Origin of the sequence: Candidatus Dactylopiibacterium carminicum (genome assembly GCF_014736495.1) — a bacterium.
Taxonomy (GTDB): Bacteria; Pseudomonadota; Gammaproteobacteria; order Burkholderiales; family Rhodocyclaceae; genus Uliginosibacterium; species Uliginosibacterium carminicum.
Genome location: NZ_MDUX01000010.1, coordinates 31,659 through 57,168, shown reverse-complemented (window position 1 = coordinate 57,168; position 25,510 = coordinate 31,659). Strand labels below are relative to the sequence as shown.

Annotated in this window: 23 protein-coding genes; 14 read left to right on the top strand and 9 right to left on the bottom strand. The window is 64.2% G+C overall.

Annotation, left to right across the window (positions count from 1 at the left end; genetic code table 11):
• Positions 1 to 44: 44 nt before the first annotated feature.
• The 8 genes from BGI27_RS04820 to BGI27_RS04785 all read right to left on the bottom strand — a co-directional run bounded on the left by BGI27_RS04820 (position 45) and on the right by BGI27_RS04785 (position 8,789).
• On the bottom strand, positions 45 to 719 hold the full coding sequence (locus BGI27_RS04820; protein ID WP_095523766.1) for an FKBP-type peptidyl-prolyl cis-trans isomerase: 675 nt from the start codon (positions 717 to 719) through the stop codon (positions 45 to 47).
• Between the two features lie 241 nt (positions 720 to 960).
• Positions 961 to 2,145: a pectinesterase family protein gene (locus BGI27_RS04815; RefSeq protein ID WP_095523765.1), complete on the bottom strand. Its 1,185-nt coding sequence runs from the start codon at positions 2,143 to 2,145 to the stop codon at positions 961 to 963.
• A 144-nt stretch (positions 2,146 to 2,289) separates the two neighbouring features.
• Positions 2,290 to 3,576 (bottom strand): sulfate adenylyltransferase subunit 1, encoded by a 1,287-nt coding sequence (locus BGI27_RS04810; protein ID WP_095523764.1) that lies wholly within the window; start codon positions 3,574 to 3,576, stop codon positions 2,290 to 2,292.
• Between the two features lie 38 nt (positions 3,577 to 3,614).
• The gene (cysD, locus tag BGI27_RS04805; protein WP_095523763.1) at positions 3,615 to 4,550 is read right to left on the bottom strand and encodes a sulfate adenylyltransferase subunit CysD; all 936 of its coding nucleotides are present in this window, start codon (positions 4,548 to 4,550) and stop codon (positions 3,615 to 3,617) included.
• Between the two features lie 371 nt (positions 4,551 to 4,921).
• Entirely contained in the window at positions 4,922 to 5,689 is a 768-nt protein-coding gene (locus BGI27_RS04800) for a phosphoadenylyl-sulfate reductase (protein WP_095523788.1), read from the bottom strand.
• A gap of 1 nt (position 5,690) precedes the next feature.
• Entirely contained in the window at positions 5,691 to 6,305 is a 615-nt protein-coding gene (locus BGI27_RS04795; protein ID WP_095523762.1) for a DUF934 domain-containing protein, read from the bottom strand.
• A gap of 2 nt (positions 6,306 to 6,307) precedes the next feature.
• Entirely contained in the window at positions 6,308 to 7,990 is a 1,683-nt protein-coding gene (locus BGI27_RS04790; protein WP_095523761.1) for a nitrite/sulfite reductase, read from the bottom strand.
• Between the two features lie 19 nt (positions 7,991 to 8,009).
• Positions 8,010 to 8,789, bottom strand: a complete 780-nt coding sequence (locus tag BGI27_RS04785; RefSeq protein WP_095523760.1) for a sulfite exporter TauE/SafE family protein — start codon at positions 8,787 to 8,789, stop codon at positions 8,010 to 8,012.
• Positions 8,790 to 8,933: 144 nt separating this feature from the next.
• Here BGI27_RS04785 and cysB point away from each other — a divergent pair, with 144 nt between their 5' ends.
• The 4 genes from cysB to BGI27_RS04765 all read left to right on the top strand — a co-directional run bounded on the left by cysB (position 8,934) and on the right by BGI27_RS04765 (position 12,448).
• Entirely contained in the window at positions 8,934 to 9,878 is a 945-nt protein-coding gene (cysB, locus tag BGI27_RS04780; RefSeq protein WP_095523759.1) for an HTH-type transcriptional regulator CysB, read from the top strand.
• 51 nt (positions 9,879 to 9,929) lie between these two features.
• A complete protein-coding gene (locus tag BGI27_RS04775; protein WP_095523758.1) occupies positions 9,930 to 10,775 on the top strand; it encodes a helix-turn-helix transcriptional regulator in 846 nt (281 codons plus the stop codon).
• 80 nt (positions 10,776 to 10,855) lie between these two features.
• Entirely contained in the window at positions 10,856 to 11,806 is a 951-nt protein-coding gene (locus BGI27_RS04770) for an alpha/beta hydrolase (protein WP_170942916.1), read from the top strand.
• A gap of 39 nt (positions 11,807 to 11,845) precedes the next feature.
• Entirely contained in the window at positions 11,846 to 12,448 is a 603-nt protein-coding gene (locus BGI27_RS04765; protein WP_170942917.1) for a DJ-1/PfpI family protein, read from the top strand.
• 128 nt (positions 12,449 to 12,576) lie between these two features.
• Here the strand turns inward: BGI27_RS04765 and katG are convergent, their stop codons facing one another.
• Positions 12,577 to 14,772, bottom strand: a complete 2,196-nt coding sequence (gene katG, locus BGI27_RS04760) for a catalase/peroxidase HPI (protein ID WP_095523755.1) — start codon at positions 14,770 to 14,772, stop codon at positions 12,577 to 12,579.
• A gap of 529 nt (positions 14,773 to 15,301) precedes the next feature.
• On the opposite strand from katG, the gene BGI27_RS04755 reads away from it, so the two are divergent.
• The 10 genes from BGI27_RS04755 (at position 15,302) to BGI27_RS04710 (ending at position 25,444) form a co-directional block, all read left to right on the top strand.
• The gene (locus BGI27_RS04755) at positions 15,302 to 16,840 is read left to right on the top strand and encodes a high affinity choline transporter 1 (RefSeq protein WP_095523754.1); all 1,539 of its coding nucleotides are present in this window, start codon (positions 15,302 to 15,304) and stop codon (positions 16,838 to 16,840) included.
• 177 nt (positions 16,841 to 17,017) lie between these two features.
• Positions 17,018 to 18,193, top strand: coding sequence for a phosphoglycerate dehydrogenase (locus BGI27_RS04750; protein ID WP_095523753.1), 1,176 nt, complete (start codon positions 17,018 to 17,020; stop codon positions 18,191 to 18,193).
• 120 nt (positions 18,194 to 18,313) lie between these two features.
• Positions 18,314 to 18,592, top strand: a complete 279-nt coding sequence (locus BGI27_RS04745) for a phosphopantetheine-binding protein (RefSeq protein WP_095523752.1) — start codon at positions 18,314 to 18,316, stop codon at positions 18,590 to 18,592.
• A complete protein-coding gene (locus tag BGI27_RS04740) occupies positions 18,592 to 19,272 on the top strand; it encodes a COG4648 family protein (RefSeq protein WP_095523751.1) in 681 nt (226 codons plus the stop codon). The genes BGI27_RS04745 and BGI27_RS04740 overlap by 1 nt, the downstream gene beginning before the upstream one ends.
• Complete coding sequence (locus tag BGI27_RS04735; protein WP_095523750.1) at positions 19,269 to 20,621, top strand: AMP-binding protein; 1,353 nt, start codon at positions 19,269 to 19,271, stop codon at positions 20,619 to 20,621. The genes BGI27_RS04740 and BGI27_RS04735 overlap by 4 nt, the downstream gene beginning before the upstream one ends.
• Positions 20,621 to 20,905 carry an ApeI family dehydratase gene (locus BGI27_RS04730; protein WP_095523749.1) on the top strand — a complete coding sequence of 95 codons (285 nt, stop codon included), beginning with the start codon at positions 20,621 to 20,623 and terminating at the stop codon, positions 20,903 to 20,905. Before BGI27_RS04735 ends, BGI27_RS04730 begins: the two co-directional genes overlap by 1 nt.
• Positions 20,902 to 21,822 (top strand): LpxL/LpxP family acyltransferase, encoded by a 921-nt coding sequence (locus tag BGI27_RS04725; RefSeq protein WP_095523748.1) that lies wholly within the window; start codon positions 20,902 to 20,904, stop codon positions 21,820 to 21,822. The genes BGI27_RS04730 and BGI27_RS04725 overlap by 4 nt, the downstream gene beginning before the upstream one ends.
• On the top strand, positions 21,809 to 22,375 hold the full coding sequence (locus tag BGI27_RS04720; RefSeq protein ID WP_095523747.1) for an outer membrane lipoprotein carrier protein LolA: 567 nt from the start codon (positions 21,809 to 21,811) through the stop codon (positions 22,373 to 22,375). The genes BGI27_RS04725 and BGI27_RS04720 overlap by 14 nt, the downstream gene beginning before the upstream one ends.
• Entirely contained in the window at positions 22,372 to 24,711 is a 2,340-nt protein-coding gene (locus tag BGI27_RS04715; protein WP_095523746.1) for an MMPL family transporter, read from the top strand. The genes BGI27_RS04720 and BGI27_RS04715 overlap by 4 nt, the downstream gene beginning before the upstream one ends.
• The gene (locus tag BGI27_RS04710; RefSeq protein ID WP_223871605.1) at positions 24,695 to 25,444 is read left to right on the top strand and encodes an alpha/beta hydrolase; all 750 of its coding nucleotides are present in this window, start codon (positions 24,695 to 24,697) and stop codon (positions 25,442 to 25,444) included. Before BGI27_RS04715 ends, BGI27_RS04710 begins: the two co-directional genes overlap by 17 nt.
• The last annotated feature ends 66 nt before the right edge of the window (positions 25,445 to 25,510 follow it).

The window sequence follows — 25,510 nt, the reverse complement described above, 5'->3', positions numbered from 1 at the left end:
AGGACGAACCCGACGGGGGCCTAACGAACAGCTGTCCGCCGCGATTACTTCTTCGCGTCCGGCTTGGTCACGCCCAACAGCTCGACCTCGAACACCAGCGTGGCCTGGGGCGGAATCGCGCCGGTACTACGCTCACCGTAGGCGATGCCGGCCGGGCAGGTCAGCTGGGCCTTGCCACCTGGCTTCATCTTCGCCACACCCTCGGTCCAGCAAGGAATCACGCCATTGAGCGGGAATTCGGCCGGTTCGCCACGGGCGTAGGAACTGTCGAACTCGGTGCCATCGGTCAGCGTGCCACGGTAATGCACCTTGACGATGTCGGTCGCAGCAGGGCTGGCGCCCTTGCCCTCCTTGAGCGAACGGTAGACGAGGCCGGAAGCGGTCTTTGTGGCACCCTTTTCCTTGGCGGCCTTCTCGGCGAAGGACTTGCCTTCGGCCAGGCGCTTTTCGGTCAACACGGCACCACGGGCCTCAGCCAGCGGCTGGATCTTCGGCCCGTAGGCATCCAGCTCCACGGCCGGCTTACGGCCAGCCACCACGTCACTCATGGCGCGCGTGATCATCTCCAGTTCGGCCGGTGTGGCATTGAACGAACTAGCGACCTGCTTGCCCAGCACCAGCCCCAGCGCGTAGAAGGTCTTCTCGTCTTCGGTCATCTCCTTGGCCTGGGCTGCCGGCAACAGCACCAGCAGGGCGGCCACGAGGGCGAATTTCTTCATCTTGTGTCCTTTGCAATGAACGCCGGACAGATGCCGGCGCGAGGCGCAAGGATACGGGATTTGGGAGACCTGCGCCGCCGACAGAACACCGGCGGCAGGCAGACTGCCTACAGCAGATAGGCGCCTGTAGAAAAATTGGCGATAGGCGCCAACAACCCGTCAGGCATGTCCCCCAATACGATATCGGCCCACAAAAAGGCCGCCAACGGCGGCCTGCGATGCACAACCAGGAAACCGGGGCTCAGATCTGCGGAGCCCAGTCGCCAAACACCTTTGCTGCGGTAAAGGCCTTGGCCTGTTCGGCAGAACCCGTCAGCTGATCACGCATCTTGCTGGCATCCTTGCGCGGTGCGCCGGGGCCCTTGCTGCCATGCTCCAGAAAACGGGCGTGCTTGGGATTGTCCGGCAGGAACGTGTCCTTGGTGCCGGCGGCACGACCGGTGCCGGTCATCGAAGCCCAGCCATCAATCGCGATGTGGTCATCCATCCAGCAATCGATGAACGTGCTGGCTCCGATCGCATCCGGATCAGCATAGCGGCCATCCGGCAGAGAGGCGGTCGGGTGCCAGGGGCGGCCCAGCGGACTGGAATTGGCCGGAACCTTGTCGTTTTCCTTCTTCAGACGGCTGTTGATGAACACCAGCCCATACGGATCGGCGATCTTGGTGCTCGGTGCGGTGACATAGCCGATCGTCTTCAGATCCGGACGCAGGCGCGGGCGGGTGATGATGTCGCTGTCCTCAAACACCGCCTGGCCAGCACCAAAGATGAAATCGACGTGGCCGGAAACATAGCTCTGATAGAAGTAAGCGCGGCCGGCGTTGACGAACAGCGTGTCCTGGAAGCCGGTAACCTTGACCTTGTAGAAGACGGCACGGTCGCTCCCCGTATCCGTCATCAGCGCCACGGCCTGCGGTGCATTGGTGTACTTGGGATCGCTCTTGTCGAGCACGTCGTTGGCGTTATAGTCATAGCCGTTCTCGATCGTCAGACTTTCGGCGCGGAAGTCCGGTGCCTTCACGATCAGCGTCTCGCACCCCCAGGTTCCCCAAGCCTTGCCCCCCGGCCTGTCCAGACCGGAAAAGGCATCGTAGGTCAGCACGGTCTTGTCCTGGCCTTCACCGATGAAGGTGACGTTCGGCCGGGTGATTTCAAGCTTCTCGTAGTAGCGGCCAGCCTTGATCCTGACGACATACGGCTGCTTGCTCCTGGCAGGTGCGGCATCCAGCGCGGACTGAATGGTCTTGTAGGTTTTGATGCCACCGACATTGGCACCTGCCGGGCCGGCATGTGCAGCATCCACGATCACCTGGCTGCTCATATCGGCGGTTTGAGTACCACTTGCCTGCGGCTGTATCGCGCAGGCGCCCAGCATGAAACCTGCAAACGCAAACCCGCCCAGCGTCCATCCTTTGACGATCTTCATCGTGATCCCTTGTTGCGAAGAAAACTGGGCGGCACCTTACGCCTTTCGTACCAGAATCTCCAGCACGGGCATTCCCCGGTCATGTCGATGCAGCGCAGGCCTGGCGTTTCCCGTCAGCCGCTGCGCAGCATGCATGTGTCACGATCAGAGAATCATGCCGGCGCCGACGGTGTTGTTGTTGCTCTCATCGATGACGATGAAAGCCCCCGTGGCGCGGTTCGCGGTATAGGCGTCGGCAAACACAGGCTGGGCAAGCTTGAAGCCGACCCTGGCGATATCGTTCATCGCCAGTTGCGTGGCATCCACATGCTCCTGCGAATTGACGTCGACCTTGAAGGCCACGCCCGTGAGCTTGGCTTTGGTGGTGCGCGTGGTGTGGCGGATCAGGTAGGTGCGGGCGGGAGACAACGGCGTCTCGGAGAGCCAGCACAGCATCGCTTCGATTTCCTTCTTCTGTTCGGGCACTTCGCCGGCCTTCACCAGCATGTCACCGCGCGAGATGTCGATCTCGTCTTCCAGCAGAATGGTCACGGATTGTTCGGTAATGCCTTCGGCGATATCCACTCCGCCGATCTGTACGGCTTTCACGCGGCTCTCACGACCACCGGGCAGCGCGGTCAGCAGATCGCCGACCTTCACGGAGCCGGATTCGATGCGCCCCTGGAAGCCACGATAGTCGTGCAGCTCGGGGTTGGCGGAATCCTGCGGGCGGCACACGAACTGCACCGGGAAGCGGAAGGCTTCCGGACGTTCCGCGTGCGAACCGGGCACGGTTTCAAGGAGTTCCAGCAGTGTCGGCCCTTGATACCAATCCATGACATCGGACTTGTCGACGATGTTGTCGCCCTTCAGTGCGGACATCGGGATGAACCGCAGCGCGCGACCATCGCTGAAAAGCCCCATCTTTTCGACGAAGGCCTTGTACTCGGCGACGATGGCATCGAAGCGGGCCTGATCATGGTCGATCAGATCCATCTTGTTGACCGCCACCACGATATGCGGGATGCCCACCAGATGCGCCAGGTAGCTATGACGTCGGGTTTGCGTCAGCACGCTCTTGCGCGCATCGATGAGGATGATGGCGAGGTTGGCCGTGGAGGCTGCCGTCACCATGTTGCGGGTGTACTGCTCGTGGCCTGGCGCGTCGGCGATGATGTACTTGCGCGTGCCGGTGGAGAAGTAACGATAGGCCACGTCGATGGTGATGCCCTGCTCGCGCTCGGCCTGCAGGCCGTCGGTGAGCAGTGAGAGATCCACAGCTTCCATGCCACGCTTCTTCGAGGTTTTCTCGATGGCCGAGAGCGTGTCGACCAGAATGGTCTTGGTGTCGTACAGCAGGCGGCCGATCAGCGTGCTCTTGCCGTCATCCACGCTGCCGCAGGTCATGAAGCGGAGGAGGCCGTTGTCGGTGATGTTTTCGTGTGCAGACATGTTCTGATTCCGTTCTGTACATTCTGTCGGCCAGCCGATCAGAAGTAGCCTTCCTTCTTGCGCTGTTCCATCGAGGCTTCCGAAGTCTGGTCATCCAGACGGGTGGCGCCGCGTTCGGTGATCGTGGTACTGGCCGTCTCGACGACGATCTTCTCGACCGTATCGGCGTCCGAGGGCACCGGTGCCGTGCAGGGGATGTCACCGACGGTACGGAAGCGAACCTGCAGGTCGATGATCTCTTCACCGGCCTTGGGCTGGTTCAGCACTTCACCACTGGCCAGCGTGACGTTGACCGGCATGATGGCGCCGCCACGCATGACCACCGGACGCTGGTGGGCGAAGTAGATCGACGGCAGTTCGAGCTGCTCGCGCTCGATGTACTGCCAGACGTCCATCTCGGTCCAGTTGCTGATCGGGAAGGCGCGGATGTTCTCGCCCTTGTGCACGCGGGCGTTGTACAGGCTCCACAGCTCGGGACGCTGGTTCTTCGGATCCCACTGGCCGAATTCGTCGCGGAAGCTCATCACGCGTTCCTTGGCACGGGCCTTTTCCTCATCCCGGCGTGCCCCACCGATACAGCAGTCGAATTCGAATTCGGCGATCGCTTCGAGTAGCGTCACGGCCTGATGCTTATTGCGCGATTCGTCCGCGGACTTCAGCACCACGGTGCCACGCTTCATGGAGTCCTCCACCGAGCGCACGATCAGGCGTTCGCCCAGTTCAGCGGCGCGGCGGTCACGGAAGTCGACCACTTCCCTGTAGTTGTGGCCGGTATCGATGTGCATCAGCGGGAAGGGGAACTTGCCCGGGCGAAAGGCCTTCTCGGCAATCCTCAGCATGCAGATGGAATCCTTGCCGCCGGAGAACAGCAGCACCGGGCGTTCGCACTGGCCAGCGACCTCGCGCATGATGTGGATCGCCTCGGCTTCCAGCCAGTCGAGGTGGGAAAGGGTTTGTTTTGTGAATGCAGACATTCTCAGCGTCTTCTTTTATGTTTGACCCGAAAGGCCTGAAAGGCTCTCTCCGTCTCAACTTCATCAATTAAAGCCAGCCCGGCAGAGCGAAACAGCCGGCTAACCAACATCGCAAATGTAAATAGCACAAGGAAGACCGACGAAAATCCAGGAGAAACAATGGACTCAAAGATTGAATCAAGATTTTTACCACCTATCACAGCCGTCACTGGAGCAAGACACAAGGACAAAACGGCAGCAACGAGTATCGTCGACGATCCAGTGATCAAGCTTTTCCGTAGAATTTCTTTACTTTGGAGTGTCCTTCCATTTATCTCAGGGAAGAAAATCCGCAACACCCACGCCCTTCGATATATCAAAATATCCCCTAGTCACTTTTTATGCAGCCCGCATTCCTTGCTGTCCGGGTTCTCCCACCACCAGCGGCCAGCGCGGATGTCTTCACCGATAGTGATGGCGCGGGTGCAGGGTGCGCAGCCGATGCTGGGATAGAACTGGTCGTGCAGGGCGTTGTAGGGCACGCCGTGGATGCGGATGTAGGCCCACACTTCTTTCTCGCTCCAGTCGGCCAGCGGGTTGTACTTCTCGAGGCCGTTGCCCTCGTCGAACTGGCGCGTCGGCAGATCGGTACGAGTGGCGCTCTGTGCCGCACGCATGCCGGTGATCCAGGCCTTCTTGCCGGCCAGCGCGCGCCGCAGCGGTTCAACTTTGCGCACCGCGCAGCAAGCCTTGCGCAACTCAACGGAGTCGTAAAAGGCGTTGATGCCGTGCGTACGCACGTACTGCTCGACCGCACCACTTTCGGGGAAGAACACCTTCAGCCGCGTACCGTAGTGCTGTTCCACCTCACCGATCAACGTATAGGTTTCGGCGGGCAGGCGCCCGGTATCCAGCGAGAAGATCTCGATCGGCAGACCTTCCTTGAGGATCAGGTCGGTGAGCACCATGTCTTCGGCGCCAAAACTGTTGGCAAAGGTCACTTCACCACCGACCTTGCCGAATTCCTCGACGGCGGCGTGCAGCAACTCCACGGCATTCGCCCGCTTGACGGCGAGATTGGCGCGCAGCACTTCATCGATCATCGGGTTGGTCGCCGGATTGACGAAACGCGGTTGCAACAGCGAAACGCTTTCCACCATTTCAGCTTCGCGCATGACGCCGCCAGACAGGCTGATCCACCACCACAGCGGCCTGATAGGGCTCGGAGAAATCGTTCAGTGACGCCAGTGCGTCCTGCGCGGAGCGATCGGCGCGGATCTGGTAGGCATCGAAGCCGCAGCGCTTCATGAAGAAGAGCTGATCACGCAGCACATCCCCGAGGGCGCGCAATTCGCCCTTGAAGCCATAACGTGTCCGCAACAGTGCCGCCATGGAATAGGCGCGGCCATCGGCAAAGCGCTCGATGAAAACGGCAATCAGCGGGAAAACGTTCAAGTCCGGCTGGTCGGCGGCCAGGGTTTCGACCAGTTCGTGGGTTTCCAGCCACACGCCGACCTCACCGGCCGCCACGCGCGCCGCAAACTCCGCCTTGCGTGCTAGCCAAACACTCAGCGGCAATACCACCTTGCCTGCCGGTACTTCGGTGGCGGCGATCTGCTCCGCCGTCGCGCTTTCCGCGCCGGTGAGCTTGAACAGCACGACCTTGCCGGCCTGTTTCTTCACTTCGGCCTCAGCCGCTGGCAGATGCACGATCTGCCATGCGTCATCCGCCACGATGGCGGCAACGCCCGCATTCAGCTTGATCAGGTTGGACATGCTCAGGCCTCCACTTTCTTCTTGCCCGGCTGGCGATCGGCGTACACACGTTCCTTGAACGGAGCCACGCCCAGGCGGCGCACCGTATCGATGAATCGCTCTTCGGGCTCCCGGTTTTCGACATAGACATCGATCAGACGCTGAACCACGCCAGCCACCTCGTCCGCAGCAAAGGACGGACCGATGACCTCACCGATGCTCGCATCATTGCCCTGCTTGCCACCGATGCTGACCTGGTACCACTCGCTGTCGTTCTTGTCGACGCCGAGCACACCGATGTGGCCTACGTGATGGTGACCGCAGGAATTCATGCAGCCGGAAATGTTCAGCTCCAGATCGCCGATGTCGTGCTGGTAGTCCAGGCTTTCGAACTGCCGCTGCACGGACTCCGCAATCGGAATGCTCTTGGCGTTGGCCAGATCGCAGAAGTCGCCCCCGGGGCAGCAGATGACGTCGGTGATGAGGCCAATGTTCGGCGTCGCCAGCCCGGCCGCCTTCGCGTCCTGCCACAGGGCGAAGAGTTCGCCCAGCTTCACGTCGGAGAGCACCACGTTCTGCTCGTGGGTGGTACGCAGCTCACCGAAACTGTACTTGTCGGCCAGATCGGCCAGCGCATCCAGTTGCTTGTCGCTGATGTCGCCGGGTGCGATGCCGATGGTTTTCAACGACAGCGTCACGGCACGATAGCCCGGCTGCTTGTGCGCGTGCACGCAGCGCTTCACCCAATTGGCGAAGGCCTTCTCTTCGGCGAGCCTGGCGTCGAAGCTGGCGTCGCTGTCAGTCAGCGCCTCGTAGTCGGGTGCCGTGAAGCTCTTCGCCACACGCTCAAGCTCAGCCTGGGTGACCGTATTCGGACCATCCTTCTGGAATGCCCATTCCGCCTCGACCTGCCGTTTAAATTCCTCGATGCCGAGCGCCTTCACAAGGATCTTGATGCGCGCCTTGTAGATATTGTCGCGGCGACCGTGCAGGTTATAGACACGAACGATGGCCTCGATATAAGTCAGGATGTGCTGCCAGGGGAGTGCTTCATGCAGCACGCTGCCCAATACCGGGGTACGCCCCATGCCACCACCGACCCAGACCTTGATCCGCAACTCGCCAGCGGCATCCCGGAACAACTGCAGGCCGATGTCATGCATCTGCAGCACGGCACGGTCTTCCAGAGCCCCGGTCACGGCGATCTTGAACTTGCGGGGCAACAGCGCGAACTCGGGGTGGAAGGTGCTGCACTGACGGATGATTTCGGAAATCGGCCGCGGATCGACCACTTCATCGGGCGCGATACCGGCGAACTGGTCGGTCGTCACGTTGCGGATGCAGTTGCCGGAAGTCTGGATGGCGTGCATCTGTGCCGAAGCCAGCGCGGCGAGGATGTCCGGCACGTCCTTCAGCGCGGGCCAGTTGTACTGGAAATTCTGACGCGTGGAGACGTGGGCATAGCCCTTGTCCCAGGTACGGGCCACATAGGCCAGCTTGCGCACCTGCGTCGAGTTCAGCAGGCCGTAGGGAACGGCCACGCGCAGCATCGGGGCATAACGCTGGATGTAGAGGCCGTTCTGCAGACGCAGGGGCTTGAATTCATCTTCACTGAGCTCGCCCGCCAGATAACGGCGGGTCTGATCGCGGAACTGCGCAACGCGCTCATCCACAATCCGCTGGTCGTATTCGTCGTATCGGTACATTTACAAATTCCCTATTGAATCAGCGCGCCATTATCAGTTTGGCACCCACCAGCACCAGCATGACCGCCAACAGCGGCCGTAACACACGCTCCGGCACCCGGGCGGCCACGAGGCTACCCAGCCAGATTCCCGGCAAGGATCCCACCAGCAGACTGCCCAGGAGCACCCAGTCGATGCTGCCCAGCAACCAGTGCCCGGCCCCGGCCACCAGGGTCAGCGGCACCGCATGCGCGATGTCCGAGCCCACGATGCGGTGTGCCGGCAAGGCTGGATACAGCAGGAACAGCACGGTCACCCCGAGGGCGCCCGCGCCGACTGATGAGATGGATACCAGAATCCCCAGCACCGCGCCTGTCACCACCGTCAGGCGGAAGGTGTGGCGCGGGTCTGCCCCGAATCCGTGACGCTGCGCGAATGCCTGAACATGACGACGCAGCACCAGGGAGATCGCGGTCAATAACAGCGCGATTCCCAGGGCAAAGGAGATCAGTTTACTCGCCCCTTCCAGGCCGCCGGGGAAGAAAGTATGAACGGTCAGCAGGGTCAGGATGGCGCCGGGGATAGAACCATACGCCAACGCGCGCGTGATTTGCCAGTCCACCGTGCCCCTGAGGCTGTGTGCCAGCGTACCGCCAGCCTTGGTGACCGCCGCGTAGAGGAGATCGGTGCCTACCGCCACGGCCGGATTCACACCGAACAGCAGCACCAGCAAGGGAGTCATCAGGGAGCCGCCGCCAACACCGGTCAGACCGACGATGGCGCCCACGGCAAAGCCGGCAACCGGGTACATCAGATCCATGAAGCTTCTTCCTGCCTGTCAGGTGGGATGGGATACGAAAAGATGCCCGCATCTTAAGACCTTGCTTCAGTCAGACATCCCAGGGAAGGCATGCTTGCTTAAAACTATTAGTGATATAGAATCCAAAAAAACACAGATTCCACCATGAACCTCCAACAACTGCGTTACATCCTGGAAGTCTCCAAACGCAAGCTTTCCGTCTCGGAAGCAGCCGAGGCGCTGTATACCTCCCAACCCGGCGTTTCCAAGCAGATCCGCCTGCTGGAAGAGGAACTCGGCATCGACATCTTCGTGCGCCACGGCAAGCGTCTGGTTGCGATCACCGAGCCGGGGCTGCAGGTCATGGCCATTGCCGAGCGCATGCTGCGGGAAGCAGACAACCTGCGGCAGGTCGGCGCGGACTTCCGCAACGAAGACAGCGGCCGCCTCATCGTAGCTACCACGCACACCCAGGCACGCTATGCACTGCCGCGCGTCGTAGCGGACTTCATGCGCCGCTACCCCCGCGTGCAACTACACATCCACCAGGGCAACCCGCGCCAGATCTGCGAACAAGTACTCGCCGGAGAGGCAGACATTGCCATCGCCACAGAAGCGGCTGCCGACATGCCCGACCTCGTGCTGCTGCCCTGCCACCAGTGGAACCGCAGCGTGATCGCCAAACGCGGCCACCCCATCCTGCGCGAAAGCCCGCTCACGCTGGAAGCCATCAACCGCTTCCCGGTGATCACCTACGATGCCGCCTTCGCCGGCCGCAGCCTCATCAACAAGGCCTTCCTCGCCCGCGGGCTCAAGCCCAACGTGGTGCTCACGGCCATCGATTCGGACGTGATCAAGACTTACGTCAATATGGACCTGGGCATCGGCATCATCGCCAGCATGGCTTTCGATCCGCTCGTGGACCGGGACCTTGCCGCACTGGACGCCAGCCACCTGTTCGAATCATCCACCACCCGCATCGGCCTGCCCCGCAACACCTGGCTACGTGGCTACGCCTACGCCTTCATCGAAATGTTCGCCCCGCACCTGAGCCGGCGCGTGGTGGACGCCGCGCTCGGCGGCGACAACGAAAGCGATCCGGGGCTCTGAACGACGCAGGCTGCACACCCCGGCAAGATCCGCCACCAACAAGGAGCCAGCATGACCCTCAACTTCGCTGCCTTCTGCCAACGCCAGGCGCGTTTCCGGCGCCTCACGGATTTCATCGGTGCCAGCCTGGACGAAGACATGCTGCGCGTTCAGGATCTGGCCGACATTGCCTGTCTCTCGCCCGCCCATCTCATGCGCCTGTACCGCGCGCGTACCGGCGAAGGCCCGATGCAGACCGTGCGCCGTCTGCGCCTGCTGCGCGCACGCGAACAGCTCTGCCACGAGCGGCAGCTCTCCGTCACCCAGATCGCCTTCGCCGCCGCTTACGACTCGAATGCAGCGTTTTCCCACGCCTTCAGACGCCAGTTCGGCATCGCTCCAAGTCAGTTCCGCCTGCTGCAGACAAACGTCGCAACGCCCCCGCCCTTGTGGCTGACGCGCCTCGCCGAACGCAAGGTCTGGCAATTCCATTATACCGGCGCCTACGGCGATAACGCCTACTACAAGGCGCGTCTGGCCTGGCTGTGTCTTGCCGCAGGCAGCCGCCGCTGGCGTGGCTGGCGTCGCAATGATCCGGAGCACCCGTTCGCCGAGCATGCTGCCCAGCGCGTAGATCTCTGCCACTTCGTGCCCCTGGCGCTGCATCCCCAGCGACTTGCCGAAGCAGACCTGGTGACACACGCTGGCGGGCTTTACGTCGTGGCCGAGATAAACCCTGCCAAGCGAGATCAATGCATGGCCACACTAGCCACCCGGCTGCGCACGGAGCTGCACTGCACACTCGGCGAAGGGCCATCGCTGGAACAGGATCTTCAGGTCCGCGACTTCCACCCGCCGCAGGAACGACGCATCGCCCTGTACCTTCCGGTCAGCCCGCTCGGCCGCCGGCAAGACTGACAGGACGCAAGTTTCGATCAAGTCTCCGCGTCGCGAAGGCCGCACATTACGGACTTCTTCCTTCCCGGCAGGAGTCGGCCATGTCTTTCCTTCGCACACGTTGTCTGCTCGGCTGCGCGCTCGCCAGCTGGCTATTGTCCGGCGTGGCGATGGCCACACCGCTGCTCGCGCATGAAGAAATCCCCTTATGGGGCGCCGCTGTACCACCGGGCTCCGAAGCGCTCACCGTCACCGAACAGCTCGTCAATCGCAGTGGCGATCCGCAACGGCCAGAGCGCGTGTTCAGTGGCATCACCCGCCCTAGCCTGAGCGCCTTTCTGCCCGCCAAACCCAACGGGGTGGCCCTGATCGTGGCGCCCGGGGGCGGCTATACCAGGCTGGCTTTTGACAAGGAGGGCGTCGCGGTGGCGCAGTGGCTCACCGCGAAAGGTTTCTCGGTATTCGTGCTGAAGTATCGCCTGCCCGACGAGGGGCATCGCGCTGGCCGCCTGGTGCCCCTGCAGGATGGGCAGCGGGCCGTTCGCCTGCTGCGCAGCCAGGCGGAGAAGTGGCACATCGATCCGCAGCGGATCGGCATCATGGGCTTTTCGGCCGGCGGCCATCTCGCCGCAGCGACAGGGCTGGACTTCGCCCGCCCCAGCTACGCCCCGGTGGATGCCATCGATGGTCTCAGTGCCCGGCCCGATTTCGTGGCCCTGATCTATGCCGCAGCAGCCTTCCGCGCACAGCCGGCAGACGCTGGCGGGCGCCCCGAATCCAGCCTGGCCTACAGCGCGTCGGGCACTCTCGACCGGGTCTCGCGCAACGCACCGCCCACTTTCATCCTCATCGCGGGCGACGATGCCCGCGTTCCACCGGAAAGCAATGTGGCCCTATGGCAGGCACTGCATCAGGCGGGGGTGGCGGCCGAGCTGCACGTCGCCCTGCGTGGCGGTCACGGCTTCGGCCTGCTGGAAAACGCCAGTGAGTCCGTTCGCAGCTGGCCCGCCAGCTTCGAAACCTGGCTCCGGGCCATCGGCATGAACCCGTGAATGCCCCATGCATGCCACCTCTCTGAAAGGAACCACAGCATGAAATCGGTCCTCATCCGCTTTTTCATCGTCCTCGTCTGCTGGAGCGGACTCGTCGCGCCGCTCAACGCAGCCATGCCGACCAAGAAAGTCTTGCTCGTGGTCGCCTCGCGAAATTATCTGGAAAGCGAATACCTGAACACCCGCCGTGCCCTCGAAACCGCCGGCATCTCGGTCGAAGTCGCCAGCGACGCCGCCACCGCCACCGGCTATTCCTTCGGCGCAATCAGAGCGGATCTGCTGATCGGACAGGCCAATGCGGCCGATTACGCCGCCATCGCGGTAATCGGCGGCACCGGCGCGAAGGAGCTGCTATGGGAGCACGCCGGTCTGCGTACATTGCTCCAGCGGGCTCACGTGCAAGGCCGGATCGTCGCGGCCCTGTGCGCGGCACCGCCAGTGCTGGCCAATGCCGGCCTGCTCAAAGGACTCAAGGCCACAATGTGGCCCGATCCGCAATGGATCGCCACACTGGAAGCCGGCGGCGCCCGCTACCTCGACGCACCGATAGTGATCGAAGGGCGCGTCATCACCGGCAAGAATCCGGCGGCAGCCCCGGCTTTCGGTGCAAGCCTCGCCGAGGCCGTGCTGCGCGGCGACTAGCACAACCGCCCCTCCCCGGATTCAGGAATTCGCAGATCACGCCGTGCAAAAAGCCGGAATGAAAACCGGTGATCCATGCTCGCACACGGATCACCGGTTTCCTGCAACACCTGCCTTGCGCCGACGGATTACTTCAGATCGAAGCGATCGAGGTTCATGACCTTGGTCCAGGCAGCGACGAAGTCACGCACGAATTTTTCCCTGGCATCTTCCTGCGCATAGACCTCAGCCAGCGCACGCAACTGCGAGTTGGAGCCGAAGACGAGATCCACGCGGGTGGCGGTCCATTTCAGCTTGCCGTCATTGCGGCCGTGCCCCTCGTAGCGCCGCGCCTTGTCGTCCACCGGACGCCATACGGCGCCCATGTCGAGCAGATTGACGAAGAAGTCGTTCGTCAGTTGGCCGACACGTTCGGTGAATACACCATCCTTGGAGCCGCCGTGATTGGCGCCCAGCACACGCAGGCCGCCGATCAGCACGGTCATTTCGGGCGCTGTGAGGGTGAGCAGCTGTGCCTTGTCGACCAGCATCTCCTCGGCAGGGATCCGGTAGGCCGCTTTTTGGTAGTTGCGGAAGCCATCGGCCAGCGGCTCCAGCGGCGCGAAGGAGGCGACGTCGGTGAGTTCCTGCGTGGCATCCGTGCGACCAGGGGTGAAGGGGACTTCCACACTGACCCCTGCAGCCTTGGCTGCCACTTCCACCGCGGCGTTACCCGCAAGCACGATGAGATCGGCCAACGAGACTTTCTGGCCATTGGTCTGCGCGGCGTTGAAACTCTTCTGGATGCCTTCGAGCACGCCCAGCACACGGGCAAGCTGCTCCGGCTGATTGGCGTCCCAATCCTTCTGCGGTGCGAGGCGGATGCGTGCACCATTGGCGCCACCACGCTTGTCGGAGCCACGGAAGGTGGAGGCCGAGGACCAGGCGGTGAACACCAGCTCGGAAACCGACAGCCCGGAGGCGAGCACCCTGGCCTTCAGCGCGGCAATTTCGACGGCGGACACCGGCGGATGATCAAGTGCGGGGAGAGGATCCTGCCAGATCAGGTCTTCAGCAGGTACTTCAGGGCCGAGGTAGCGGCTCTTCGGCCCGAGGTCACGGTGCGTGAGCTTGAACCAGGCGCGGGCGAACGCATCGGCGAACTCGTCCGGATTCTCCATGAAACGACGGGCGATCTTCTCGTAGGCCGGGTCGAAGCGCAGCGAGAGGTCCGTGGTGAGCATGGTCGGCACCAGCCGCTTGGACGGGTCGTGGGCATGCGGAATGGTGGCGCCGGCGCCCTTGGCGATCCATTGATGCGCACCTGCCGGGCTCTTGGTGAGTTCCCATTCGTAGCCGAAGAGGTTCCAGAAGAAGTTGTTGCTCCACTTGGTAGGCGTGGTGGTCCAGGTGACTTCCAGGCCACTGGTGATCGTATCGGCGCCCTTGCCGGTACCGAAACTGTTGGCCCAGCCGAGCCCCTGGGCTTCAAGACCATTCGCCTCGGGCTCGGCGCCGACATGGGATGCCGGGCCGGCACCGTGAGTCTTGCCGAAGGTATGGCCGCCGGCGATCAGGGCGACGGTTTCCTCATCGTCCATCGCTATGCGGGCGAAGGTCTCGCGGATGTCGCGGGCCGCGGCGATGGGGTCCGGATTACCGTCCGGCCCTTCCGGGTTCACATAGATGAGCCCCATCTGCACGGCAGCGAGCGGGTCTTCGAGGTCGCGGTCACCCGAGTAGCGGCTGTTGGCCTTGTCGCTGGTGGCAAGCCATTCCTGCTCGGAGCCCCAGTAGACGTCCTGATCCGGTTCCCACACATCCGCGCGGCCACCGCCGAAGCCGAAGGTCTTGAAGCCCATGGATTCAAGCGCGACATTGCCGGCGAGAATCATCAGATCGGCCCAGGAAATCCGGTTGCCGTATTTCTGCTTGATCGGCCAGATCAGGCGGCGCGCCTTGTCGAGGCTGACGTTATCGGGCCAGCTGTTGAGCGGCGCGAAACGCTGCTGACCGCGCCCGGCCCCTCCACGGCCGTCACCGATGCGATAGGTGCCGGCACTGTGCCAGGCCATGCGGATGAACAAGGGGCCGTAATGCCCGAAATCGGCTGGCCACCAGTCCTGCGACGTGGTCATCAGTGCCTGCAGATCCTTCTTCACCGCAGCCAAGTCGAGCTTCTTGAATTCCTCTGCATAGTCGAAGTCCTCGCCCAGGGGGTTGGATAGCGCCGAATGCTGATGAAGGATGTTGAGATTGAGCTGTTTGGGCCACCAGTCCTGGTTGGACTGCACGCTCACGGTGGTACGTGCGCCATGGAACGGGCATTTCGATTCGCTGCTCATGGTTTTCTCCTTTTAGTGGATTGGAAGTGAGTGGCTGACGTACAGCTTAGAGAGACAGGCGCCGGCTTTCTATTGAATTGCCTCCATGGCCCCAATACCCAACAACTATCAAAACAAGACAAAACATAAAACAAAGCTATTGCAAAAACACAAACGGATTCCCTTGCGCGCCTGGTAACCAGCCGACCATGCCGGCGACTTTCTGGACAGGCCTCCGATCGGAACGTTCGTCCGCCTGGAAAACCTGGCCCATGCAACACGCGCTATTCAATACAAAAGCATAGTTCGGAAGATCCACGGAGCATCGCGGGCGCATCCTTAGCGGTCCCTTTTCCGGACAGGAGAATGCGCTTTACCACCTCGCCATGGCCAGCCTCCCGCCCCCCGATCGAGCGGGCAATCCGACAATGCACAAAAAGACCTAAGAATCTGCGTCTTACATCGCCATGACGGTGCCTCGGAGCAAAGCGGCGCAGATATAATTTCGCGTTTTTTTTGGCCCAGCACGCCTTTCCATCCGCCTGAGATCATGCTGCTCACCTTCGTCATCGTTTATTGGCTGATTTCGATCGCCATCGGGCTGTACGCAGCCATGCGTGTGAAGAACACCACGGACTATGCGGTCGCCGGCCGCGCCTTGCCCTTCCATGTGGTCACGGCGACGGTGTTTGCCACCTGGTTCGGTTCCGAAACGGTGCTGGGTATCCCGGCCACGTTCCTGCAGGAGGGCCTGGGTGGCGTGGTGGCGGATCCTTTCGGGTCTTCGCTGTGCCTGATCCTCGTCGGCCTGTTCTTCGCCAAGCCGCTCTACAAGCTGAACCTGCTCACTATCGGTGACTATTACCGACTGCGCTTCGGACGAACCGTCGAGCTGCTGACCACCGTGGCCATCGTGATTTCATACCTGGGCTGGGTGGCCGCCCAGATCAAGGCATTGGGGCTGGTGTTCTTCGTCCTCTCCAATGGCGCCCTATCGCAGGAACTGGGCATGGTGCTCGGCGCCGCCTCGGTGCTGGTCTACACGCTGTTCGGCGGCATGTGGTCGGTGGCGATCACCGATTTCATCCAGATGATCGTGATCGTGATCGGCCTGCTCTACATCGGCTGGGATATCGGCGGTGCCGCGGGTGGTGTCGGCGAGGTGATCCAGCATGCGCAGGCGGCGGGCAAGTTCGGTTTCCTGCCCGAGTTCCGCCTGGATGCCATCGTGCTCTTCATAGGCACGCTCATCACCATGATGCTGGGCTCGATCCCGCAGCAGGACGTATTCCAGCATGTGCAATCGTCCAAGAGCGCCAATATCGCCATGTGGGGCTCGGTCCTGGGTGGCTCGCTGTACTTCCTGTTCGCCTTCATCCCGATGTTCCTGGCCTACTGCGCCACGCTGATCGCGCCGGATCTCGTCGCCCGGTATCTGGATACCGACCCGCAACTGATCCTGCCGATGCTGGTGCTCTCCGAACAGGTGCCGCTGATCGCGCAGATCATGTTCTTCGGTGCCCTGCTCTCGGCCATCAAGAGTTGTGCCTCGGCCACGCTGCTGGCCCCCTCGGTAACCTTCTCCGAAAATCTGCTGCGCCCCATCCTCAAGGCCTGGAATCCTGACCTGAGCGACAAGCAGTTCCTGCGCTGCATGCAGGGCGTAGTGCTGGTGTTCACCGCCGTGGTGACCTACATCGCGATGAATACCGAGCTTTCCATCTACGGGCTGGTCGAGAATGCCTACAAGGTCACCCTGGTGATGGCCTTCGTGCCGCTGGCGCTGGGCGTGTACTGGAAGAAATCCACCACGCAGGGTGCCGTGGTCTCGATGCTGCTGGGCGTGGCCGTGTGGCTCACGCTGGAACTCATCACGGCTGGCGACAACGCCCCCGCCTGGACGGAATTCTGGCTGCCGCACTTCGTGGGTTTCCTCGTCAGCCTGAGCAGCTTCATCCTGTTCTCGCTGCTGCCCCAGTTCGTGCGCACCCCGCCGATCCCCACGCCGGAAAGCGTGGCGGAAGGCAATCGCCCGCACCACCATCAGCACGCCCACGCAGCCTCGCACACGCACCACACGGCGCCCTGACGCCGCGTGGGCATCTGCTCCGGCGTGGCCGGCGGCACCGCCAGTGGGCGGAAGCTGCCGGCCACGTCCGGAAATTGAGCGCCTTCAAGTACAAGCGTGGCCAAGGCCGTACAATGACGTTTTTTGCGGCGCCCCAAGGCGGTGCATTCGTAACCCCAAGCTCGAGGAACCTCCCAGATGTTCAAGATCCAGACGCTCAACAAGATCGCAGCCTGCGGCCTGAACCGCCTGCCGCGCGACAACTACGAATCTGCCACCGAGATCGTCAATCCGGACGGCATCCTGCTGCGCTCGGCCGACATGCACAGCATGGACATCCCGACCTCCGTGAAGGCCATTGCGCGTGCTGGCGCCGGCGTCAACAACATCCCGCTGGACAAGTGTTCCGAGCGCGGCATCGTGGTGTTCAACACCCCGGGGGCGAACGCCAACGGCGTGAAGGAAATCGTCATTGCCGCGATGCTGATGTCCTCGCGCAACCTGTATGAAGGCATCGCCTGGACCAACACGCTCAAGGGCAAGGGCGCGGACGTGCCGCCGCTCGTGGAGAAGGGCAAGGCTCAGTTCGTCGGCCCCGAGATCCAGGGCAAAACGCTGGGTGTGATCGGCCTGGGCGCCATTGGCGTGAAGGTGGCCAACGCCGCCACCGCGCTGGGCATGACCGTGCTGGGCTACGATCCGTTCGTGAGTGTGGACGCAGCCTGGAGCCTGTCGCGCGACGTGAAGAAGGCCCCCAGCCTGGATGTGCTGATCGCCGAGTCGGACTACATCACCATCCACGTGCCGGCCACCAAAGACACCAAGAACATGTTCAACGAGGAGCGCATCGCCCGCATGAAGAAGGGCGCGCGCCTGCTGAACTTCTCGCGCAACGGCCTCGTCGACAACGCCGCCATCAAGGCTGCCATCGCCTCCGGCCACATCGCCGGCTACGTGATCGACCTGCCGGAAGAAGAACTGCTGGGCGTCGACAAGATCCTCTGCGTGCCTCACCTGGGCGCTTCCACGCCGGAATCCGAAGACAACTGCGCGGTGATGGCCGCCGACCAGATCCGCGAATACCTGGAGCGCGGCAACATCCGCAACTCGGTGAACTTCCCGGCCTGCGAACTGGCCCCCTCCGGCAAGACCCGCATCACCGTGGCCAACAAGAACGTGCCGAACGTGATCAGCAGCCTTACCGCCGCCATCGGCGCTTCGGGCCTGAACATCGACGACATGATCAACAAGAACCGCGGTGACTACGCCTACAACATCATCGACGTCTCCGGCGAAGTCTCTGACGACCTCGTCGCCAAGCTCGGCGCCGTCGAGGGTGTGATCATGGTGCGCGTGCTCCCCGACTGCCAGTAATCCATTACGCGCATTACGCAGACGCCATCCGGCGGCCCGCCAGACAAGATCCAGGCGGGCCGCCGGACAGGACAGTTGGCTATAATCGCGCGCTTTTCCCACCTACCTTCCGCTATCGTCATGACCGATTCCGCCACCCCCGACCTCGCGCTCGAACGTGAAGTCGCCGCCCTGATCGTGGAAGCGCTGAACCTGGAAGTCAGCGCCGACGAGATCCAGCCCGAAGACGCCCTGTTCGGCGAAGGCCTGGGGCTGGACTCCATCGACATCCTCGAAGTCGCGCTGGTGGTGTCCAAGCGGTATGGCTTCCAGCTCAAGGCCGACAGCGAGGACAATTTCAGCATCTTCTCCTCGCTGCGCAGCCTCGCAGCCTACATCCAGGCCCACCGGACCACCTGATGAAAGCGGGGCAGGCGCTGCGCCTGGGCGTCGCCGGGGTGCTCGGCGCCGCCTACCTGTGGCTGGGGCACATCACCAGCGCCTCCGCGAATCCTTCGCTGCTGGGCCTGTTCGTGGGGTTGATCCCGCTCGGCACAGGCGCCTGCGTGCTTGCCTGGCACACACCGCCACGCGTGCTGTGGCTCACCCTGTGCGGGCTGGCGTTCGCAGCCATTGCCTGGCAGGCCGAATTCCTGCGCAGCAACGCCGCCTGGGTCTATTTCATCCAGCACGCGGGCAGCATGAGTCTGCTCGGCCTGATGTTCGGCCGTACGCTACGCAGCGGCAGACATGAAGACGCCCTGTGCACACGCATCGCAGCCCTGCTGCACACCCAGCCGATGAGCCCCGCCTACCTGCGCTATACCTGGCTCGTCACCTGGGCCTGGACGCTGTTCTTCGCCGCCAGCGCACTGCTCTCCATCCTGCTCTTCGTGCTTGCTCCACCAGCAGTCTGGTCGGTTTTCGCCAACCTGCTCACGCCACCGCTGCTGGGGCTGATGTTCGCCGGTGAATACCTGATCCGCCTGCGGGCACTGCCCGGCGAATCCCACTTCAACATCGCCGACACCGTGCGTGCTTGGCAACGCTTCTCCGCCGAGCAGTCCGCGCACGGACGCGCCGGCCGCCAAGATCCATGAGCGCCCCCGACCTGCTGCCACTGCTGCCCGAAGCCGCCCCCGAAACGGTCTGCGCCATCCATCGCGGGCGTGCGATCACGCGCCGCGAGCTGCTGGCACAGGTTGCCGCGCTGGCGACCCGCCTGCCGGCCGGGCGGCCGCTGCTGAACCTCTGCAACGATCGCTACCTGTTCGCCATCGGCCTGCTCGCCGCCATCAGCCGGGGCGCGACCAGCCTGCTGCCCAACGCCACCGCACCCGAAAACATCGCCGCGCTACATGCCGACTGGCCCGAGCTGCTCTGCCTCTCGGATGACGCCGACGCACCTTTCGGCCTGCCCTGGCTGCAGGTCCGCACGGAAGCGCTCCCCGTCGATGCGCCTGCCCCGCTGCCCGTGATTCCCGCCACACAGCGCGTGGCCTGTGTGTTCACGTCCGGCTCCACAGGTCGCCCACAACCTCATGCCAAGCATTTCGGGCCGCTCTTCCGCAACGCCCGGACCGGTGCGCAACGCCTCTGGCAGACGGCGGGCGGCGCCTGTGCCGTGCTCGGCACGGTGCCTTTCCAGCACATGTACGGGCTGGAATCCACCGTGCTGCTGCCACTCTTCGGCGGCGGCATCCTGTGTGGCGAGCGCCCTTTCTTCCCGGCCGACGTGGCCACCGCGCTGGACGCCCTGCCCGCACCGCGCCTGCTGGTCACCACCCCCTTCCATCTGCGCACGCTGCTCGATGCCGGGCTGCCGATGCCGAAGCTGGGCGCCCTCCTCTCGGCTACCGCGCCGCTGCCTGCCGAGCTGGCCATCCGCGCCGAGCAGGCATTGGCTGCGCCGATGCTGGAGATCTACGGCTCCACGGAAACCGGCCAAGTCGCCACGCGGGCGCCGGCACAGGAAACCGACTGGTTGCCCTTTGCCGGCATCCATCTGGAGCAGGAAGGCGATTTCACCTTCGCCAGCGGCGCGCACGTCGAAGGCCGCATTGCGCTGGGCGACCTGATCGAACGCTTGCCCGACGCACGCTTCCGCCTCGTCGGGCGCCACGCCGACATGATCAACATCGCGGGCAAGCGCAGCTCGCTGGCTTACCTCAATCACATCCTGTGCGCCATTCCCGGCGTGCGTGACGGCGCCTTCTGCCTCCCCGGCAACGATGCCGACGCGCTCGCGCCGCAGCGCCTGGCAGCCTTCGTCGTCGCGCCCGGGATGAAGGCCGAGGCAATCCGCACAGCCTTGCGCCAGCGCGTGGATGCGGTGTTCCTGCCCCGCCCCGTCGTGCTGCTCGACGCGCTACCGCGCAACGCCACCGGCAAGCTCACGGCCACCGCGCTGGCCGGCCTGATCAGCGCCCACATCGAGGATGCCGGCTGATGCCGCGCCTAGACCTGCCCGCGCTGCACGGGCACCCCGCCCTGCCCGGCCATTTCCCGGGCCAGCCCATCGTGCCCGGCGTGGTGCTGCTGACCCTGGCCCGCCAGGCCATCGAAGCCGCCAGCAGGCGCCGGATGAATGGCCTGCCCACCGCCAAGTTCCTCAGCCCGGCAGGGCCGCAGGATGCGCTGCAACTCGATTTCCAGCTCGGCGAAGACAGCGCCCGTTTCGAGATCCTGTCAGGCGAACGGCGCATCGCCAGCGGGCGTTTCACCCTGGTATGAGCGGAGAAAACGGCCCCCCCGCCTGGATGCAGCACCAGGAACGCGGCAGCCTGTTCTGGCTGCGCGTGATGGTCTGGCTGTCGCTGCGCCTGGGGCGCAGACTCACCCGGCCCGTGGTGTATTTCATCGCGCTGTATTTCCTGCTCACGGCCCGCACCGCGCGCCGCGCCTCACGCACCTATCTCGGCCGTGCCCTGGGGCGCCCTGCGCGCGGGTTCGAGCTCTACCGCCATGTGCTGTGCTTCGCCGGCAGCATCCACGACCGCCTCTACCTGCTCAACGGCCGCACGCGTGCCCTGCGCCTGCGGCATGCCGGCACGGCGGCGCTGCATGCCGCGCACGCGCAGGGCGGCGTCTTGCTCTTCGGCGCCCATTTCGGCAGTTTCGAAGCCCTGCGCGCACTCGGGCGCGAAAACCTCCCAGGCCAGGTCAGCCTGCTGATGTATCCGGACAATGCACGCCAGATCAACGCCACACTGGCCGCGATCAACCCGCAGGCAATGGCCGACATCATTCCGCTGGGGCAACTCGACACCATGCTGGAGGTCAGCCACCGGCTGGAGCAAGGTGGCCTCATCAGCGTCCTCGCCGATCGCGCCAGCGGCCAGGACCGCCATCTCACGCTGCCTTTCCTCGGCGCGCCGGCACAGTTTCCCACCGGCCCGTTCCGCATGGCCGCGATGCTGCGCCGGCCGGTGTTCTTCATGGCCGGCATCCATGAGGGCGGCAACCGTTACGCCGTACACTTCGAGCCGCTGGCCGACTTCAGCCAGGTGACGCGCGCCACGCGTGAAGCCGCCATCGAGGCCGCACTGCACGCCTACGTCGCCACGCTGGAGCGTCATTGCCGCGCCAACCCCTGGAACTGGTTCAACTTCTTCGATTTCTGGGAGTCTTCCCCTGATGCGTCCGCTTAGATCCGCCCTGCTCACCGTCCTGCTGGTACTCGCACTGCCAGCGCAGGCCTGGTCACCGACCGAACTGATGCAACTGCTCGCGCAGCAGAAGTCCGGTCGTGCCAGCTTTGTCGAGAAGAAGTATCTCGGCATCGTGGACAAGCCGGTCGAGTCCTCCGGCACGCTGGCCTTCACCGCCCCCGATCGCCTGGAAAAGCGCACGCTCAAACCGAAGCCCGAGGCCCTGCTGCTGGCCAGCGACCGGCTCACCGTCGAGCGCGAAGGCAAGCCGGCCACCACCGTGCGCATTTCCAGCTATCCGGAAGCCGCAGCCTTCGTCGACAGCATCCGCGGCACGCTGGCCGGCGATCTGCGCGCGCTGGAGCGCAGCTACTGGGTCAAGCTCAGTGGCGAGCGCAAGCAATGGCGGCTGGAGCTGCAGCCCCGCAGCGAAGACATGGACCGCCTGCTGACCCGCGTAGCCATCAGCGGCGAGCAGGGCGCGGTACAACGCATCGAATTCGAGATGGCCGACGGCGACCGCACCGAGATGCTGATCACGCCCCTGCCATGAAGCGCCTGCTCAACCCCTTGCTGCTGTGGCTGTGCATGCTCGCCGCGTGCATCGCGGTGATCACGCAGACGCGCTTCGCCGCCGATCTCTCGGCTTTCATGCCGCAGGCACCGAATGCCCGCCAGCAGATGCTCATCGAACAGCTGCGCGACGGCATCATCGCCCGCCTGGTGATGGTCGGCATCGAAGGCGGTGACGTCGCCGAGCGCGGCGAGCTTTCACGTGCCCTGGCGGCGCGGCTGCGCGAGGACCCGGCCTTCGTCGGCGTCCTGAATGGCGAGACCAGCATGGAAGCGCGCGACCGTGCCTACGCTTTCGACAACCGCTATCTGCTCAGTCCGGCCGTCACACCGGAGCGTTTCACCGCCGAGGGGCTGAGCGATGCCATCGGCCAGAGTCTGGAAGGGCTGGCCGGCAGCGGCGGCATGCTGTTGAAGCGGCTGCTGCCGCGCGACCCCAGCGGCGAAACCCTGGCCCTGCTCGACCAGTTCACCGGCCAGGGCCAGCCGCATCAGGCTGGCGGCGTGTGGGCCTCGCGCGATGAAACGCGCGCGCTGCTGCTGATCCAGCTCGCCGCCGACGGCGCCAATACCGATGCCGTGGCCGACACACTGGCGCGCATCGAACGGGTTTTCGCCACATTGCCCGACCGCGCCGCCGACAGCCGCCTGGTGATGAGCGGCACGGCGGTATTCACCGTCGCCTCGCGCGACCGCATCCAGGGCGACATCCACAGGCTGGCCACCGCCAGCGCCTTGCTGGTGATCCTGCTGCTGCTCTCCATCTACCGCTCGCCGCGCCTGCTGGGCCTGGGCCTGCTGCCCGTGGGCACCGGCATCCTCGCCGGCATCGCCGCCGTGAGCCTGGCCTTCGGCAATGTGCACGGCTTCACGCTGGCCTTCGGCTGCACGCTGATCGGCGAGTCGGTCGACTACTCCATCTATTTCTTCATCCAGCGCGGCGCCGGCGTGCCGGAGAAACGCTTCTGGCGCACCGTGACGCTCGGCGTGGCAAGCTCGCTGGCCGGCTTCGCCGTGCTGCTGGTGTCCGGCTTCCCGGGGCTGGCGCAACTGGGCGTGTTCTCCATGGCCGGCCTGGTCGCCGCCGCGCTCACCGCACGCTTCCTGCTGCCGCAACTGGCACCGCAACACCTCACGCTACGCGATCTCGGGCGCTTCGCCCGCCTGATCGATGGCCTGTTCGCCCAGGGTCGCCGTCTGCGTCCGCTGTTACTGCTGCTCGTGGCGCTGTCCGCCGGCTTCCTGTGGCACAAGGGCGACGCCGTGTGGAACCGCCAGCTCAATGCGCTGAGCCCGGTGACCCGCGCCGAACAGGATCTGGACATGAGCCTGCGCAACGAACTGGGCGCGCCGGACATGCGCTACATCGCCGCGCTCACCGCGCCGGACACCGAGGCCGCACTGCAGGCAGCCGAAGCCGTGGGCCGGGTACTGCGCGAAGAAGTCGTCCGTGGGCATCTGGGCGGCTTCACCTCGCCCGCGCAGTTCCTGCCCAGCCGTCAGTTGCAGGCCGCGCGCCAGGCTGCGTTGCCGGATGCGGATGACCTGCGCGCGCACCTGGCTGCGGCCACCAGGGATTTACCGCTACGCCCGGAACGGCTGGAAGGCTTCGTCGAGGATGTGCAGACCAGCCGTACCCAGCCGCTGTTGAGCCGCACCGACCTCAAGGGTACGGCCCTGGCGCTGGGCTACGACTCGCTGGTGGTGCAGCGTGCGCAGGATGTGCTGATACTGCTGCCGCTGCGTGCCCCGGCCGGGCAGGAGGAGATCGACCTCCCGGTGCTGGAGGCCGCGCTGGCCGGGGCCGGCCTGCAGGACGTGATCGTGCTCGACATCCTCGAGGAATCCACCGGCCTGTTCGCCAGCTATCTCGGCGAAGCCAAGCGGCTCGTGGGCTTCGGCATGCTCGCCATCTTCCTGCTGCTCTTCGCTGCCCTGCGCTCACTGCCGCGCGCGCTGCGCGCCGTCGCGCCGCTCGCCTGCGCCGTGCTGCTGGTGGCTGCCGGTCTGCTCGCTGCCGGTGTGCAGCTCACCATCCTGCACCTTATCGGCCTATTGCTGGTGGTGGCCATCGGCCGCAACTACACGCTATTCTTCGATTCTGGCGCGCGCAGCGCGGACCCGGCACAGCAACGCCAGGTGCAGGTGTCGATGGTGGTGGCCAATCTCACCACGGTGAGCAGCTTCGGCGTGCTCGCCTTCTCCTCGGTGCCGGTGCTGTCGTACCTGGGCTGCACCGTCGGCCCCGGCGCCGCGCTGGCCCTGCTCTGCGCGGCCATCCTCGCCCGCCCCGCCGATCATGCAGATGCTGCGTGACGAGCTGGCCGGCAGCCCGGCCGGCCGCCTGCTGATCCTGCTGCCTCCCGCACAGGCCAGGCCACAGGATTACGTCGACCAGGGTTTCATCGCCGCCGTGCGCCAGCGCGGCATCGCCACGGACGTCTGGCTGCCAGGCATCGATCAAACACATGTGATGGCACGCACGGTGGTCGACACGCTGGCCGCCGAAGTCCTGGTGCCCGCGCAGGCCGCCGGCTACCGCGAGATCTGGCTCGCCGGCATCTCGCTCGGCGCCTTCAACGGCCTGCTCTGCGCCAGTGCGCACGCCGCGCAGCTCGCCGGTCTGTGCCTGCTCGCGCCGTATCCCGGCACCGGCGACATCCTCAAGGAAATCCACACCGCTGGCGGGCCGCAGGCCTGGGCGCAGACACCCGCCGCGCAGCTGGGTGACGAACGCGTGTTCTGGCGCTGGCTGGGGTCGAGCAGCAAGCAAAACTCACCCTGCCCGTCTGGTTCGCCTGCGGAGCCGAAGACCGCTTCGCGCGCAACCAGCGGCTGCTCGCCAGCCTGCTGCCACCCGAACGCGTGCGCTGGCAGCCCGGCAGGCATGACTGGGACTGCTGGCGGACGCTGTGGGGGCATTGGCTGGATCACTGGCCACTGTAAACGCGCCCGGCTGCGCCTACACGACGGCCCCGGACACGGATTCAGCCAAGCTCCCTTGCCACATGGCGTGATGCGCACGCCACAGCCACCCATCCCTTGTTAACAACGCGCTACGCAATCCGCATGCAACCGAGGCTTCCCGATCGATTTTGCAGAACGCCTCCTGACG